The 12,501-nt window shown below is 50.3% G+C and carries 19 protein-coding genes; 9 read left to right on the forward strand and 10 right to left on the reverse strand.

Translation table 11 applies throughout. The features are described 5' to 3' along the window. Positions 1–94: 94 nt before the first annotated feature. Genes ACTNBU_RS11265 through ACTNBU_RS11285 form a run of 5 tightly spaced genes read right to left on the reverse strand, consistent with a single transcriptional unit; the run spans position 95 to position 4,684 of the window. Positions 95–1,150 (reverse strand): AAA family ATPase, encoded by a 1,056-nt coding sequence (locus ACTNBU_RS11265; protein ID WP_441034022.1) that lies wholly within the window; start codon positions 1,148–1,150, stop codon positions 95–97. A 15-nt stretch (positions 1,151–1,165) separates the two neighbouring features. Continuing rightward, complete coding sequence (locus ACTNBU_RS11270) at positions 1,166–1,330, reverse strand: hypothetical protein (RefSeq protein ID WP_441034024.1); 165 nt, start codon at positions 1,328–1,330, stop codon at positions 1,166–1,168. After that, positions 1,320–2,756, reverse strand: a complete 1,437-nt coding sequence (locus ACTNBU_RS11275) for a DEAD/DEAH box helicase family protein (protein WP_441034025.1) — start codon at positions 2,754–2,756, stop codon at positions 1,320–1,322. Before ACTNBU_RS11275 ends, ACTNBU_RS11270 begins: the two co-directional genes overlap by 11 nt. Then, on the reverse strand, positions 2,714–4,417 hold the full coding sequence (locus tag ACTNBU_RS11280; RefSeq protein WP_441034027.1) for a phosphoadenosine phosphosulfate reductase domain-containing protein: 1,704 nt from the start codon (positions 4,415–4,417) through the stop codon (positions 2,714–2,716). Before ACTNBU_RS11280 ends, ACTNBU_RS11275 begins: the two co-directional genes overlap by 43 nt. Before the next feature lie 57 nt (positions 4,418–4,474). Then, entirely contained in the window at positions 4,475–4,684 is a 210-nt protein-coding gene (locus ACTNBU_RS11285; RefSeq protein WP_441034029.1) for a helix-turn-helix domain-containing protein, read from the reverse strand. Between the two features lie 361 nt (positions 4,685–5,045). On the opposite strand from ACTNBU_RS11285, the gene ACTNBU_RS11290 reads away from it, so the two are divergent. The 6 genes from ACTNBU_RS11290 (at position 5,046) to ACTNBU_RS11315 (ending at position 8,184) form a co-directional block, all read left to right on the forward strand. Continuing rightward, positions 5,046–5,789: a hypothetical protein gene (locus tag ACTNBU_RS11290; protein ID WP_441034031.1), complete on the forward strand. Its 744-nt coding sequence runs from the start codon at positions 5,046–5,048 to the stop codon at positions 5,787–5,789. A 477-nt stretch (positions 5,790–6,266) separates the two neighbouring features. After that, positions 6,267–6,533 carry a hypothetical protein gene (locus ACTNBU_RS11295; RefSeq protein WP_441034033.1) on the forward strand — a complete coding sequence of 89 codons (267 nt, stop codon included), beginning with the start codon at positions 6,267–6,269 and terminating at the stop codon, positions 6,531–6,533. A 3-nt stretch (positions 6,534–6,536) separates the two neighbouring features. Continuing rightward, entirely contained in the window at positions 6,537–6,866 is a 330-nt protein-coding gene (gene mobC / locus ACTNBU_RS11300) for a plasmid mobilization relaxosome protein MobC (RefSeq protein ID WP_441034035.1), read from the forward strand. A 224-nt stretch (positions 6,867–7,090) separates the two neighbouring features. Beyond that, a complete protein-coding gene (locus ACTNBU_RS11305; protein ID WP_441034037.1) occupies positions 7,091–7,477 on the forward strand; it encodes a replication initiator protein A in 387 nt (128 codons plus the stop codon). Beyond that, positions 7,464–7,865 (forward strand): cysteine-rich VLP protein, encoded by a 402-nt coding sequence (locus tag ACTNBU_RS11310; protein WP_441034039.1) that lies wholly within the window; start codon positions 7,464–7,466, stop codon positions 7,863–7,865. Before ACTNBU_RS11305 ends, ACTNBU_RS11310 begins: the two co-directional genes overlap by 14 nt. Positions 7,866–8,007: 142 nt before the next feature. Further along, a complete protein-coding gene (locus ACTNBU_RS11315) occupies positions 8,008–8,184 on the forward strand; it encodes a hypothetical protein (RefSeq protein WP_441034041.1) in 177 nt (58 codons plus the stop codon). A gap of 129 nt (positions 8,185–8,313) precedes the next feature. Here ACTNBU_RS11315 and ACTNBU_RS11320 read toward each other — a convergent pair whose 3' ends face one another. From ACTNBU_RS11320 to ACTNBU_RS11340, 5 genes are all read right to left on the reverse strand, one after another. Next, positions 8,314–8,517, reverse strand: coding sequence for a type II toxin-antitoxin system Phd/YefM family antitoxin (locus ACTNBU_RS11320; protein ID WP_441034043.1), 204 nt, complete (start codon positions 8,515–8,517; stop codon positions 8,314–8,316). A 43-nt stretch (positions 8,518–8,560) separates the two neighbouring features. Beyond that, a complete protein-coding gene (locus tag ACTNBU_RS11325; protein ID WP_441034045.1) occupies positions 8,561–9,139 on the reverse strand; it encodes a helix-turn-helix domain-containing protein in 579 nt (192 codons plus the stop codon). Next, positions 9,079–9,516: a sigma-70 family RNA polymerase sigma factor gene (locus tag ACTNBU_RS11330; protein ID WP_441034046.1), complete on the reverse strand. Its 438-nt coding sequence runs from the start codon at positions 9,514–9,516 to the stop codon at positions 9,079–9,081. Before ACTNBU_RS11330 ends, ACTNBU_RS11325 begins: the two co-directional genes overlap by 61 nt. A 90-nt stretch (positions 9,517–9,606) precedes the next feature. Then, a complete protein-coding gene (locus ACTNBU_RS11335; RefSeq protein WP_441034048.1) occupies positions 9,607–10,047 on the reverse strand; it encodes a MarR family winged helix-turn-helix transcriptional regulator in 441 nt (146 codons plus the stop codon). Positions 10,048–10,201: 154 nt separating this feature from the next. Continuing rightward, positions 10,202–11,137, reverse strand: a complete 936-nt coding sequence (locus tag ACTNBU_RS11340) for a radical SAM protein (protein ID WP_441034055.1) — start codon at positions 11,135–11,137, stop codon at positions 10,202–10,204. Positions 11,138–11,315: 178 nt separating this feature from the next. On the opposite strand from ACTNBU_RS11340, the gene ACTNBU_RS11345 reads away from it, so the two are divergent. From ACTNBU_RS11345 to ACTNBU_RS11355, 3 genes are all read left to right on the forward strand, one after another. Then, positions 11,316–11,645, forward strand: coding sequence for a winged helix-turn-helix transcriptional regulator (locus tag ACTNBU_RS11345; RefSeq protein WP_441034050.1), 330 nt, complete (start codon positions 11,316–11,318; stop codon positions 11,643–11,645). 114 nt (positions 11,646–11,759) lie between these two features. After that, complete coding sequence (locus ACTNBU_RS11350; RefSeq protein WP_441034051.1) at positions 11,760–12,017, forward strand: GIY-YIG nuclease family protein; 258 nt, start codon at positions 11,760–11,762, stop codon at positions 12,015–12,017. Beyond that, entirely contained in the window at positions 12,014–12,271 is a 258-nt protein-coding gene (locus ACTNBU_RS11355) for a hypothetical protein (RefSeq protein ID WP_441034053.1), read from the forward strand. The genes ACTNBU_RS11350 and ACTNBU_RS11355 overlap by 4 nt, the downstream gene beginning before the upstream one ends. Positions 12,272–12,501 lie beyond the last annotated feature (230 nt).

Raw genomic sequence — 12,501 nt, forward strand, 5'->3', positions numbered from 1 at the left:
TCTTTCAAACTTCTGAATCCCTTTGCAGATATTTTACCGCATTACCCCTGTTTTTCCTAGTATTTTCAATGGTTTCCGAGCTTTTTCCCACTGTTCAGTAAGCACTAATTAATACCCGCATTACCATTTCTGTTTTGGATACGGATTTCTTATCATTGCATACTTCCTTTTCATGCAAGAATGCATTAAGCTGCGTTTTCCACGTTCCTTTATACTCTGAAAGAGACTCACTCGTAAGAGGAATCTTGCCTCGTTGATAGCGAATTGAGAGGTATTCATACCCCTCTTCCGCAACATCTGGAAAGGCTCCGCAAAACTCAGCCTTCAGAAGATGAAAGTACTGATATGGTTCACTAAAGTAATCCTCAAAAAGTAAGGGAAATTTATGTACAAGCTTAACCGTAATCTGCCTCACTCGCTCACGAGTCAACTCAAACAGATCACCAATATTCTGAAGGCTTTCTCCTTCTGTTCGGAATTGTAATATTTGTGCCGCCCTATCATCCGGATCGCAGACCTTTTCAAAAGCATCAAGGAACGTGTCCCGTGAAATCATGATCATTCTATTACAGGTCATTAAGATTCCCGTTGCAAGAGCTTGATCAACTAGAATGGATGGAGTGAAATCTAGTGCAAGTTTGCTTATTCTCAATCGCAATTCATCTTCGGGAAGTATGCCTTCAAGAATTATTGTACTCCAAAACGCTCTAAGAATACTGTTGATAATCCTCTGTTCCTCGCCTTCGCGCACTTGCTTGGTAATTCCGCTCTCCTTATATGATACACTCAACTGTGACTGCAAAGCGGTCCAATTTCCATAGCCCCTATCAATATATGGCTGCTTGCGAAGGATGATGTATTCCATGCCTTTGTGCTCAAGAATCAGCTCAACATAAACTTCGCATTTCTGTTGGACACCAGCCAACTCATTCGCAACTTCAAGATTCAGCAAAAACTCTGGATTACTATCTTTGGGAAAATCCGCGACTCCGTATAAGCACCAGTTAAAAGATTGAAGAATCGTAGTTTTGCCGAAAGTGTTATCGCCGAGCAACACCGTTACATTTTTATCGGAATCACTGGAGAATTCAAGTTTTTGTTTTCCTTTGAATTGTCGAAAATTGTGCAATGTAATGCTCTTGATCAACATAATGACAACACCCCCTTAATCTGCGTTCTTTTCTATGATTTTACGAATTGCCTTAATCATATCCGGTGTCGTAAATTCACCAGTTTTGAGATTCTGTCGCTCCGCAGAGATAATCAGCTTTTTCATCTGGGAAAGTTTCTGTTCATTGATAGGAACTTTCTTGATTTCATCAGATAACATTGTCGCTGTCCTCCTCACCTAATAGTTCTTCTTCCGAAATATTGAACCCATGCTTAAGATCATATACCAAATCAAAGGTACTTGATGGATTCTCTGCTATATCAGCAAAATCCATCATGCGGATAAGTTCTCTTTTAATAAGGCCTTTAGTAGAATCAATAATCGTACTATTTTGCGTGGCAATTGTGTTAACGGGGAATGGCAGCGTTATAAAATCATATATTACAGCAAACTCTTTTCCCGGAAACTTTCGTAACACTCGCCCACGCCTTTGAATGTATTCCTTTGGATTTGTACTACTAGCAAGGATAAACGCTGTCTTTATGCTCGGAATATTGACCCCCTCATCTAGGCACTTGATAGCGACTAATACTTGAAGTGCATTGCCTTCTGCAAATGCCTCGCGAATTTGTGCTCGCTCTTGCGCCGACTCTTGGGAGGTAAAACGTCCTACTCGCATGTTAAGGGTGTTTCCTAGCAAATCTGCTACGAGGTCAATTTGCCTTTTACTGAAGTCAGCATCATCTTCATCACGCACCGTTGTTGCCCCGCAGTATACGAGAATATGTTTATCATCAATATGAGGAGCTATTTGACGCTGTAATTCAGGTAACTTTCCCTTTGCACCAGCAACAATTCTAGACCGTTTAATTAAAAGCTGCTTTGCACGCTCTGTTAAAACAACCTTCCCGTTCTTCTTATGGATTGCTTTTGCTAGTTGTCCGGTAATCGAAAGATAGTCTGAGAGTTCGTCCTGATCCAAATAGGTGAGTACCGGATAATAATAGTAGCGCGTTAGCATCTGACTATCTATTGCATCCTTTAGGGAGTACGCAATGCATTTTTTGCCAAAATACTTCGCTAAGGCAGTAGTTCCAGATTCATCATTGTGTCGATCAATGGTTGCCGATAAACCTAGACGGTATTTTATATTATCCGGTAAATACCGTCTATAATTTGAGGCACCCATGTTGTGTGCTTCATCAACCACAAATACTACATCCTCAGAGAGAATGCCTATCTGATCTTGAACTGTTTTTGTCACAAAGGATGCATTTGTCGTAATAAAGCAGAAAAAGTCCGAGACGCGGAGATTAAACGACCGCACCGCCTGCGCTAAATTTTTCTTCCAACTTTTCTGAGAAGAACTTGAATACCCAACAATCGGTTTGATGCCGAACCGAACAATGTCTTCAACCCATTGCTCAACTAAGTGTTGATAAGGGCAGACAATCACAACGCCTAATCGTTTATGATTGTCCGAAAACAGTTGTTCAATACTTGCTAATGCGGTTAGGGTTTTCCCCGTACCCGTTGCCATGTCATAAATACCACAATAACCGTTTTCTTTCCAATTTTGAATTGCGCTCTCCTGATACGGCCTTATTTTGAAGTCGGGCGGCAAAAACATCGCATCTTCTGGCAATGAATGCACATTTTACAATGCACACACTTGTTGGGGTCGATAAAATAATAATCTCCAACAATCGAAATTGCGCCAGATCGGCAAATCGACTCACACTTCAAACATTTTCGGCATGCATTGAATTTGCGAATCTGATATGACGCCATTCTTTGCAGTCCCTCATGATCAGCGACATTCATCGTCTTCACTTTGACTGCATATTCATATCCATCTTGGCTAAAAGGCTGAATAGATAGAATAGGAACATTGGATCTGCTATCGAGGACAATGACCTCTTTGAGGAGCTTTTTTCCCAACTCAGGCGCGACTCGACCAAAGGGTACAAACATACCAACAAGCTCATCATCAAAAGGGCGTACAAGTCGATAGATTTTTGCATGTTCCTCTGCTGTGCAGTTCGTGTACCGAATCTTCACATCTCCAGCCGAAGCAAGACCGTTACCGCCTTGGCGAGCCTTCCACTTGCCAGAATCGACATAAACTTCGGGGTCAGGCTTTCCAATTTTTTCTGCAAAATGAATCAGAAAATCTCTCCACCTTTTTGACTGTTCCGGCATATAAATTCTAGAGAGAAACTGAGCACGCTGATTATTGTTAGGGCAACACCAACAACCTACTCGGTCATATCCCAAACGGTAGGCATCGTTGAAATCGACACCTTCTGCAAGAATATAAAGCCAAACATCAATATCCTTCCAGAAAAAGATAGGAGAAGCAACTGTCTGCTGTTGAATCTTAACTGACGCAGCATCGTCTTCAATTCTATTATACTTACTTCTGCTTACAGATTCGGATTTTCTAATCCCGTAGAAAGTCAGGATTTGCTGATTGCGATAGAAGCCGTTGATAATTCTAGTGATTGGGCCGGTCTTAAACATCGAGCAACACCATCTCATCATCCGCGCGGGTGGTCCAATATCTTCACATACATCATAAAAAACCTGCTCATCATTTTTTGCGACTTCAAAAATTGCCTGCGGATGATTCTCTCTAAAACGCCTCGCATACTCCAGCGTAGCGGGAAACTCTAAAGTCGTATCACCAAATATGTGAACTAAGTTCGGATTACTAAGAGCCTTTACAACAACATCTGCGGTGGCAGTAGAGTCTTTGCCGCCAGAAAAAGATATAACAATTTTTTCTTCGTCAAACTTCTCTGCTGCCCGCCTAACAAAAGAGAATGCTTCGTCCTTCAAGTAGTGTAGCCGATCTTTGTTCGCTTCAATGAAATGCCCAATGTGTGTGTTAAAGTATTCATACGAATTTTGGGGCGAGTGCTGCTCAAGTTTTTTCGCAAGAGAGTCGATATCAGCAGTTTGAAAAACAGAACTAGACAGGTTTAATGATTTGCCATCAATATAGTACCTACTATTCGAAGCCCAAACTGACTTTTCCACATACTCATTAGGCTTTTTATCAAGAAGCAACTCTAGCAGAAGTCGCTCCTCCGGAAATACTGGACGAAGATCAGCAGACATATGGGATACCTTGCCATAACATAATGGGCAGTCATGCTTTGCCTGATCATTCACTGCTCTGACAATGGGAGTTCTACACTTCGGGCACCACATAACTTCAATGGGTATATCTTCTTCTGTAACATGCCCACAAATGGGGCAATTCTTTTCATTCGTCTCTATATTGCAATTTCGACACCACATTTGCAGGCCTCCTTCCTAGTCTTACAGCACTAGTATATCTTATGACCTGTCCATTTTTCAGGACTCTTTCGGCAAAAACTCCATAATATCTCCGATATCCACTTCTAATGTAGAACATATCCTATTAAGCACTGTGAGTGTAACTTCTTCGTCCCGTCTCAGCCGGGTCATGGTATTAGGCGCAATGCCCGCTGCTTTGCGCAGGTCAGCCTTGCTCATCTTTTTATCGACAAGCAGTTTCCAGAGCTTGTTATATGAAATAGCCATCACCGTTCGACCTCCGGGTACAAATATTGATTTTATTATACAACTTTTTCGCTCATAAAGCAAGAAAGTTTCGCACCTCAATGCGAACCTCTCTTGCTTTATGAGAGCCATCTAATTCTCGTTTCCTGTATCCACATTCTGTGTTTTGCTCATTGATATTTGATTCGAATTTTTACTGACGTTTCCCGATTAAAGTCAACATCATAAGGGCTTGGGATACTCCCAAAATCGCCGCGTGTCCGGACAGCGGCTGTGCTTGCTATTCTCTCAAATCCCAGTTTTCTCTGTCCCAACGCCACTCTTTCTCTCCGCCGAAATCTGTGCTATACTGTAAGAAAATCGGTGGAAGGAGGACTCACTTATGGCGCTCAAACGGGTATTTGCCGGATTTTATACGCGGTACGACGGAAAGCCTATTTTCGTCGTACGGGTGCTGAAGGACATCGACACAGGCGAGTCCATTGTGGTCTGCAAAGATGCCAGCTTTGCCAAAGAAGACAACGAGCATTACTACCTCATCCGGTACACCTCCTTCTGCGAGCAGGTCGAAGTCGATGGTGTGCTGCGGGATAAATACGTCCGCCAGACCCGGCGCGAGATCGACGAAGGCACCGTCCGTGAAGTGTATGAGGACGGCTTTCCGGAGCCCAAGAGCAAGCCCTTCACTTATGTTGATGACGAGTACGCGGAGCGCGCCATCCGTTGCAGCAGAACCTACTATGAATACGCCAAGGACATCTGCGAAAACTACCGGATGGACCTGCGGCGATACAAACTCATCCGGGAGCGGAAGCAGTACATCGGCATATCCAACCGCGAGACATATCAGGCCATGTGTGAGGATCTCGCGTTTGCCCAGCAGTCGCTCAAAACAGTGCTCAACGACTACGCCGATCTCTTCCGGAAACGCTTTTCCGAGGGGCTGTCCATCCGCAGGGCAGCGGATGCTATGCAGCAGAATCGCGGCGTGATCGAGCGGCGGCAGGCCGCACTCTATCGGGCATTCGCCCAGCTTTTGCAGCAGCGGGATGAGGCGGACGGCGTCTGTCGGCTGATGCGGAAAACTGAATACGATCAAAGAGATATAGAGGATTTGCTCGAATAATTGATGCAAAATCAAAGCGCTTGTCGTAGTGGCAGGCGCTCTTTTTTGCCCTTGTTATGACAAAACCGTGACTCTCCGCATCATTTTGTCCGTTGGAAAGTAGAAAGGGCAATTTGGAGCAATGCACAGAGATTGTTTCGCCGTCTCCGAAACTTTTTCGAGAAATCTGGGACAAAACCGGCCTCTGATTCACTTAGCTAAGTAGAGGGGGGATCAGGGGCAAGAGAAGTTTTTTGAAAGAGAGTGCCAAGTTTTTTTGAGAAAAATGTCCGTTGTAAAGTGAGAGAGAAACGTCTGCGAGACAAAATCGTGACACTCTGATTTATTTTGTCCGTTGGTTATATAGAAGGGGAAAATAATTTTCTCTCGACCCCTGTTTTTCTCTTGAAAATTGTCCGTTGTAAAGTGAAAGGCAAACAGCTTCGCTTCCAAGCCGCCCTTCAAACAAAGTTTTTCAAAATTGAAAGGAGAAACATTATGATCACTTACCACAACCGTACCCACATGACCGCTGTCCCCACAGAACTGCTGCAAGACACGCACCTTTCTGTTGAGGCAAAAGGCTTCGCCGCAATCCTCTACGCCCTTGGCGATGAAGGCGTTGAGCTGTCGGAGCTGGCCTGTCAGCTGAACATGCCGGAGGAAAGGATTTTCGTTGTTTTAACAGAACTTGCCGACACGGATTACCTGCAAATCCGGAAGGAAGGCGATGATGAGTTCTGCCTGGAACTGAGGGGGAAGTAATACATGCCAGATCGCACGCGACCCATCCGCAAGGAAATCTGCCTGAACGAGCAGGAACTGAATCTCATCCAGCACAAAATGCGCCAGTTGGGGACGCACAATTTCGGTGCTTACGCCCGGAAAATGCTCATCGACGGCTACATCATCAAGGTGGACTACACCGAGCAAAAGAAGCTGGCTGCTGCCGTCAGCAGAGTCGCCACGAACATCAACCAGATTTGCCGCCGCATCAACAGCACCGGGCGCTGCTATGAAGACGATGTTGCCGAGCTGAAAGCGCGGCAGGCCGAAATCTGGGAGCTGTTGAAGATACGGCAAAAGGATGAACTTTGACCACAACGGGATTTTCCATACGTGGGTTTTCCGTCACCGGTTTTTCGGACGGTGGACAAGCTGACGCTCCGGAGCGTACCACAACCGGATTTCAGGACGACGGTTTCCATGACGCTCATCGGGACTGAAATTCATGCTCTAACTAATAAGAAATAAATCAAGATACAAAAAAATTATCCATCAATCAATCAACACAAAAATGGATGGATGGGATAGGAGGTCAGATGAGAACTTTTTGCAAGCTCACGGCGCAGAGCCCAGCGGCGTCCTATGTGCCGCTTCCAAGGTTCCTTCTCCAAGACGAAGCCCTGCGGGACATCAGCAACGACGCAAAGGTGCTCTACGCTCTCCTGCTGGACAGAGCCAGCATCTCCCGGCAGAACGGCTACGTCGAGCCGGACGGCACAATTCGGCTGTACTTCACCTTGGAGCAGGCGCAGACGAAGCTCCACCGCAGCCGCCAGAGCACCACGCGGATCTTCCGGGAGCTGGAATACAGCGGCTTGATCGTTCGACGCAAGCAGGGCTTGGGCAAGCCTGCGCTCATTACGCTGAACTACCCAGCGGATGCAAAGCTTATCGCAAAGGAGGGCGAAGATGCACAAGCTTGACCCCATCGAGCGGCTGCCGGATGGCACGCTCTTCCGCTTGACGCCAGGACAGCTCCGCAGCGTGCGCGGCCTTACAAGGCGCTGCTGTAACTTCTTGGATGGCGACTGCCTGCTGCTGGACGGCGCTTGCCCGCAATTTATCTCCCGCAGCCTGATCTGCCGGTGGTTCCGCCGCGCCGTGCTGCCCCAGCAGCCCAAGCTGGAACAGGCCATTCTCAGCCCGAAAAAACTCCGCCGCTGCGAAGTCTGCGGCACAGGCATTCTCGCCCGCTCTGGCAGGACAAAATACTGCCCCGCCTGCGCCAAGGAGGTTCACCGCCGACAGAAGGCGAAATCCGCCCGCAAACGGCGGTCTGGTGTAGACAATTTGGGGGCGAAAAGCCCTTGAATTGCAAGCCTCCGCGCACCGCCAAAGCCGCACGGCAATACGATTTCCCTCGCAGCCGCAAAATCGAATTCTATTTGTCTACATAGCAGCCGGAACACACGCATAGATTGAAGAAGAAAACGCTCTGGAAAGGAGGGCAGCCATGGAAGTATTTCTGATCTTCCCGAAATCAAAGCAGGCGCAGCAGGAGCTTGGGCAAGAGCTGGCGAAGTTCCAGTCCGAGCAGGCGCTGAAGAGCGTCCAGAAGCTGCCCTGTTCCACGGAGCAGAAGCTGGAGCTGGTAGACGCCGCTGTGAGGCATCTGAAAGCACAGCAATAATACATAGCAAACGAGCAGACCAGCATTGAACGCCGGCCTGCTCGTTTTTCATATATTTCTCGCTGAATTTGGCCCCACAAGGTTCATATAGAGCCGCGCGATTTCTTCAAGCTCCCGCTGAACGCAAGGTCAGTCACGCTGATAGATTGCCTCCAACCGTTTTCTGGATTCCTCCAACGTGTAGGCAGGTGTGCCGGAAAGCCGAGCGGCCTCTGCTGCCTCCAGCTTTGCGCGCAGCTTCAAGGTTTCCTCACGCTGTTCGGCTTTTTCATGCGCCAGATCAGAGACCATGCTGTAGTCGTTACACAGTGCAGTCGAAGATTTAATAATCATGGGTCTGTATCTCCTGAATGATTCTGTAATAATTCTATTGAAATTATTCACAGCTTTCAAGACCCTGCTTGAAATACTTCTCCCATGTGGATTTGAAAATCTGCTTGCGGTTTTGCTCCCAATGCTTGAGATTTCCAAGGCTGATGCCCAGCTTGTCCGCATATTGTTTTTGCGTCAGCCCCAGTTTCGTTCGGATCGCCTTGATCTGCTCACCCTGACCATTTCTCAGAAATAGATTGTAGTCATCCAGAAGCGTATCGAGCGGCACTTCAAAAAGCTGCGCGATTTTCTCCATGTGCTCCGGCGGATAGAGGTCCTTGCCGTATTCTTCGTAGTGGACATAGGTGCTCCGGTCTATCCCGGCGTAGTCTGCAACATCTCTCTGGCGCAGGCCTTTCTGGTATCGAAGCCAGCGCAGCTTGTCCGCTGTTTCGGTGATTTCTGAGAAGTCCGGGAACTGCAAATTGAACTTTTCCGCGTCCTGAAACTTGTGCGGCAGCACCACCGGAAATTGAAGAATCTGGAGCGGGGCTACTTTTACCGCACCCGATACATTGGAAATCAGAATATAGCAGCGGACTCCCACTCTCGCCAGCAGGCGCCATTTTGCCTCAAAAGACACCCGTTCCGCCACCTCAATCGCCGATTGTTCTGCTGCGATAGTATAGCATTTTCAATACATCTGGCAGCGTAAGTGGCCAGACGGGCGCCCTTGGAGCCATCGAAGCTGGTGATGGCCTTGATGAGTCCGATGGTACCGATGGAGATCAGATCGTCCTGCTCCCCGCTCTGGATGTAGTACTTCTTCGCCACGTGGGCCACCAGCCGCAGATTATGCTCGATCAGTGCGTTCCGGGCCTCCTGGTCCCCCTGGGCATACCGGTTCAGATATTCCCGTTCCTCCGCCGCCGTCAGCGGCTTCGGGAACGAGCCGCTGCCCGACAGCCGCAGGGACAGCAGCAGATTGTTGGCAAACAGCAGCAGCGCCGCAGTCAGCATGAAGCATTCCCCCTTCTTCCCACTGTATGCGTGGGACGGGGACCGCCATGCCGTAAAAAACGCGGCGGGAGTGTCCTCGCTTCCGCCGCGTCAGTTCAACTGTCTCAGCGCCTCTCCGGCGTTTTCCGTCAGACGGGTCAGCAGCCTGCCCAGCTCCGCCCGCTCCCGGGGCGACAGATCCCCCATCACCGCCTGGAAAAAGCCGGCCTGACACACCCGCCCACGGCGGACGGCAGGCTCCGCCGCCTCCAGCAGCCGCAGATGGAGCTTCCGCCCCTCCGGCTCCCGGCGGAGATACCCCCGCCGCTCCAGCCGTGCGACGGCCCCGGACACCTGGGACTTGGTCAGGTGCCGGACGCTCACCAACTCCGCCGCCGTGTCGTACCGGCGATTGTTGGCCAGAAACAGCAGGATGTCCGCCTCCATTTGGGTAAGCCCGAACTCCCGCAGCATGCCGCTGAAGGACTGGAGATACAGGTGATGCACCGCCTGGCGGAAGGCCAGAAAATCCACATTCTCAAAACAATCCACAGCCAGGCCCTCCCTTCCGGATACGCGCTTCATGTTCTAAACAGAACGGTCCCATGATAGCACGGCCGCCCTCCGCCGTCAAGGCGTCGAAAGCCTTTTCCCTCCGGTGATTTTTGCTGCGGGGCGCGCCCATCTGTCCGGCAAATACGGCCGCTTACAGATGCGGGAGGTTTTTTCTGTAGCGCCGCAGTTCCTCTTCACCCACTCCGGAAATGATCCTGTCCAGCGTCTCCAGCAGCGTTTCCCTCTCCTCCGGCAAACGCCCTCTCAGCTGGAAGGCATTGGAGGCCCCCATTGCCGCAAAGTATGTGGATATGTTCAGATCTTCTACAAGGGTCCGAAGCTCCCGGTATTTTTCAAGCTCGCCCTCCTCTTCCCAGTTTCCCCTTTGGATCTCCTGATACAGCTCGGATTCCGGATAGATCGTCAGCATATTGGGGCCGATCAGGAAGGGATGCAGCTGATTGAACACTTCCGCGGAGGCCCTTGCGCCGGCCTCGCCCTTCCCCCTGCCGGAAATGCCGGTCAGATAGAAGAAGCCGTACTCTATTCCCGCCCGCTCCAGTCTTCCGCACTGTGTCAGGATATCCTGTGAAGTGTACCCCTTCCGCATGAAGGACAGCGCCGCATCGTCCCCTGTCTCCACGCCGATGGTCAGCCCGTTATAGCCCGCCTGCCGGAGCAGGATCAGCTCTTCATCTGTCTTTCCGGCAGAGTCTGTGATACGGGCAAAGCAGCCGATGGAGCCGACAGACGGCAGATACCTCCGGATAAGCGCCGCGATCTCAAGCAGCTTCTCTGTTTTCAGGACAAATGGATTCGCGCCGGTCAGGAAAACACGGCGTACCGGCTCCGGGCGCGGCAGGCCCTGAAGTTTGGCCGTTATTCTGGAGGCGGGATTGTGGCGCAGGACCTGCGCCTCCAGCAAATCACTCTCGATATTCTTCATGGGAGACATTCTGAATTTGAACGGCAGATCACTGTACAGCGTACAGAATTTGCACCTGTGATGGGTGCAGCCCGCCGTTACCTCCAGAAGCAGCGAGCCCGCCTCATAGGGCGGACGCCAGATCGTCCCTGTGTAATGCACGATAAACACCTCATATTGACGGATTCTGCGCGGGCGGCGAGACGAGCCCGCGCATGACTGTCTCGCTGGCGTCATTATAGCAAAGCGCATCAAAAAGAAAAGTACTGTACTTTTTTGAAGTACCCTTTTCTTTTGATGCGAAACAGCGTATGATGATACGGAAGGGAGCTGAGGCAGAATGAGGAAATCAGAATCGGCAGTCAGCCGCTGCAAAACGATCTCCACGGTCCAGAAGCTGCTGGGCGGAAAATATAAGATCGAGCTTCTCTGGTATATCGGCAAGTGTGATATCCGGCGGTTCGGACAGCTTCGCCGTCAGATCGGGGAAATTACGGAAAGCTCCCTGACAAAGCAGCTCCGGGAGCTGGAGACGGACGGCTTCCTTCTTCGCCGGGACTTCTGTGAGGTCCCTCCCCGGGTGGAGTATACCCTGACGGAACTCGGCAGGAGCTTTTTATCCGTTTTGGACTGCATGAAGGCCTGGGGCGATGAGAATCTGCCCGTATAAACAGACGGCAGTCATCAACACACGGTAAACAGCTCCCACCAACACCTTTGCCCTTTTCCGGGAACTGTGGTATGCTGTCCCTGTGAAGACCACCGGCAAAGGAGGCGAGGGCGCATGTGGTGGGTCTATATGCTCCGCTGCGGCGACGGCTCCCTGTACACCGGCACCGCCGCCGACGTGGACCGGCGGCTGGCGGTCCATCAGAGCGGAAAGGGCGCCAAATACACCCGCTCCCATCTGCCTGTGGAGGTGGTGTACCGGGAGGCCCTGCCGGACAGGTCCGCTGCCCTCCGGCGGGAGTATGCCATCAAGCGGCTCTCCCGGGCGGAAAAGCTGGACCTCATCGTCAGGAAAGGAGATGGTCCCCAATGAAAAAAACCTCCCTGAGGCGGACGCTCCTGACAGCCGGGGCCGTCTGGTACTGCCTGACGCTGCTGCTGATGGGCCTGGGCTGGCTGTCCTCCCGGCGGGACATTGCGGTGTTCTCCGCCATCTTCGCGGCGGTGGTGGCGGCGGACCTGCTGGCGGACGCCCTGGCGGCGTCCCTCCGCCGGAGGCTGTCCCCGGAGGAGAACGCGGCGGAAGACGAACCGGCCGGAGACGTGCCGCCCAAAGGCGAAGCATAGCAAAAACGCCCCGGACATTCAGGTGTCCGGGGCGTTCCGTCCCGCAGAGCGCACATATGGGAGATACCCGTACAGAAGCGCGCCCCTGTATCTGTCCGGCAAACCGGAACTTTATTTTCTAATTAGTGCTTACTGAACAGTGGGAAAAAGCTCGGAAACCATTGAAAATACTAGGAAAAACAGGGGTAATGCGGTAAAATATCTGCAAAGGGATTCAGAAGTTTGAAAGA

The organism is Dysosmobacter sp. HCP28S3_G4, from assembly GCF_052065175.1.
In the GTDB taxonomy this organism is placed as follows: domain Bacteria; phylum Bacillota; class Clostridia; order Oscillospirales; family Oscillospiraceae; genus Oscillibacter.

Excerpts from the sequence above, each read along its gene's own strand:
- ACTNBU_RS11265 (WP_441034022.1), bottom strand. The coding sequence starts at position 1,150 with ATGTTGATCAAGAGCATTACATTGCACAATTTTCGACAATTCAAAGGA.
- ACTNBU_RS11270 (WP_441034024.1), bottom strand. The coding sequence starts at position 1,330 with ATGTTATCTGATGAAATCAAGAAAGTTCCTATCAATGAACAGAAACTT.
- ACTNBU_RS11280 (WP_441034027.1), bottom strand. The coding sequence starts at position 4,417 with ATGTGGTGTCGAAATTGCAATATAGAGACGAATGAAAAGAATTGCCCC.
- ACTNBU_RS11285 (WP_441034029.1), bottom strand. The coding sequence starts at position 4,684 with ATGGCTATTTCATATAACAAGCTCTGGAAACTGCTTGTCGATAAAAAG.
- ACTNBU_RS11290 (WP_441034031.1), top strand. The coding sequence starts at position 5,046 with ATGGCGCTCAAACGGGTATTTGCCGGATTTTATACGCGGTACGACGGA.
- ACTNBU_RS11295 (WP_441034033.1), top strand. The coding sequence starts at position 6,267 with ATGATCACTTACCACAACCGTACCCACATGACCGCTGTCCCCACAGAA.
- mobC (WP_441034035.1), top strand. The coding sequence starts at position 6,537 with ATGCCAGATCGCACGCGACCCATCCGCAAGGAAATCTGCCTGAACGAG.
- ACTNBU_RS11305 (WP_441034037.1), top strand. The coding sequence starts at position 7,091 with ATGAGAACTTTTTGCAAGCTCACGGCGCAGAGCCCAGCGGCGTCCTAT.
- ACTNBU_RS11310 (WP_441034039.1), top strand. The coding sequence starts at position 7,464 with ATGCACAAGCTTGACCCCATCGAGCGGCTGCCGGATGGCACGCTCTTC.
- ACTNBU_RS11315 (WP_441034041.1), top strand. The coding sequence starts at position 8,008 with ATGGAAGTATTTCTGATCTTCCCGAAATCAAAGCAGGCGCAGCAGGAG.
- ACTNBU_RS11320 (WP_441034043.1), bottom strand. The coding sequence starts at position 8,517 with ATGATTATTAAATCTTCGACTGCACTGTGTAACGACTACAGCATGGTC.
- ACTNBU_RS11330 (WP_441034046.1), bottom strand. The coding sequence starts at position 9,516 with ATGCTGACTGCGGCGCTGCTGCTGTTTGCCAACAATCTGCTGCTGTCC.
- ACTNBU_RS11345 (WP_441034050.1), top strand. The coding sequence starts at position 11,316 with ATGAGGAAATCAGAATCGGCAGTCAGCCGCTGCAAAACGATCTCCACG.
- ACTNBU_RS11350 (WP_441034051.1), top strand. The coding sequence starts at position 11,760 with ATGTGGTGGGTCTATATGCTCCGCTGCGGCGACGGCTCCCTGTACACC.
- ACTNBU_RS11355 (WP_441034053.1), top strand. The coding sequence starts at position 12,014 with ATGAAAAAAACCTCCCTGAGGCGGACGCTCCTGACAGCCGGGGCCGTC.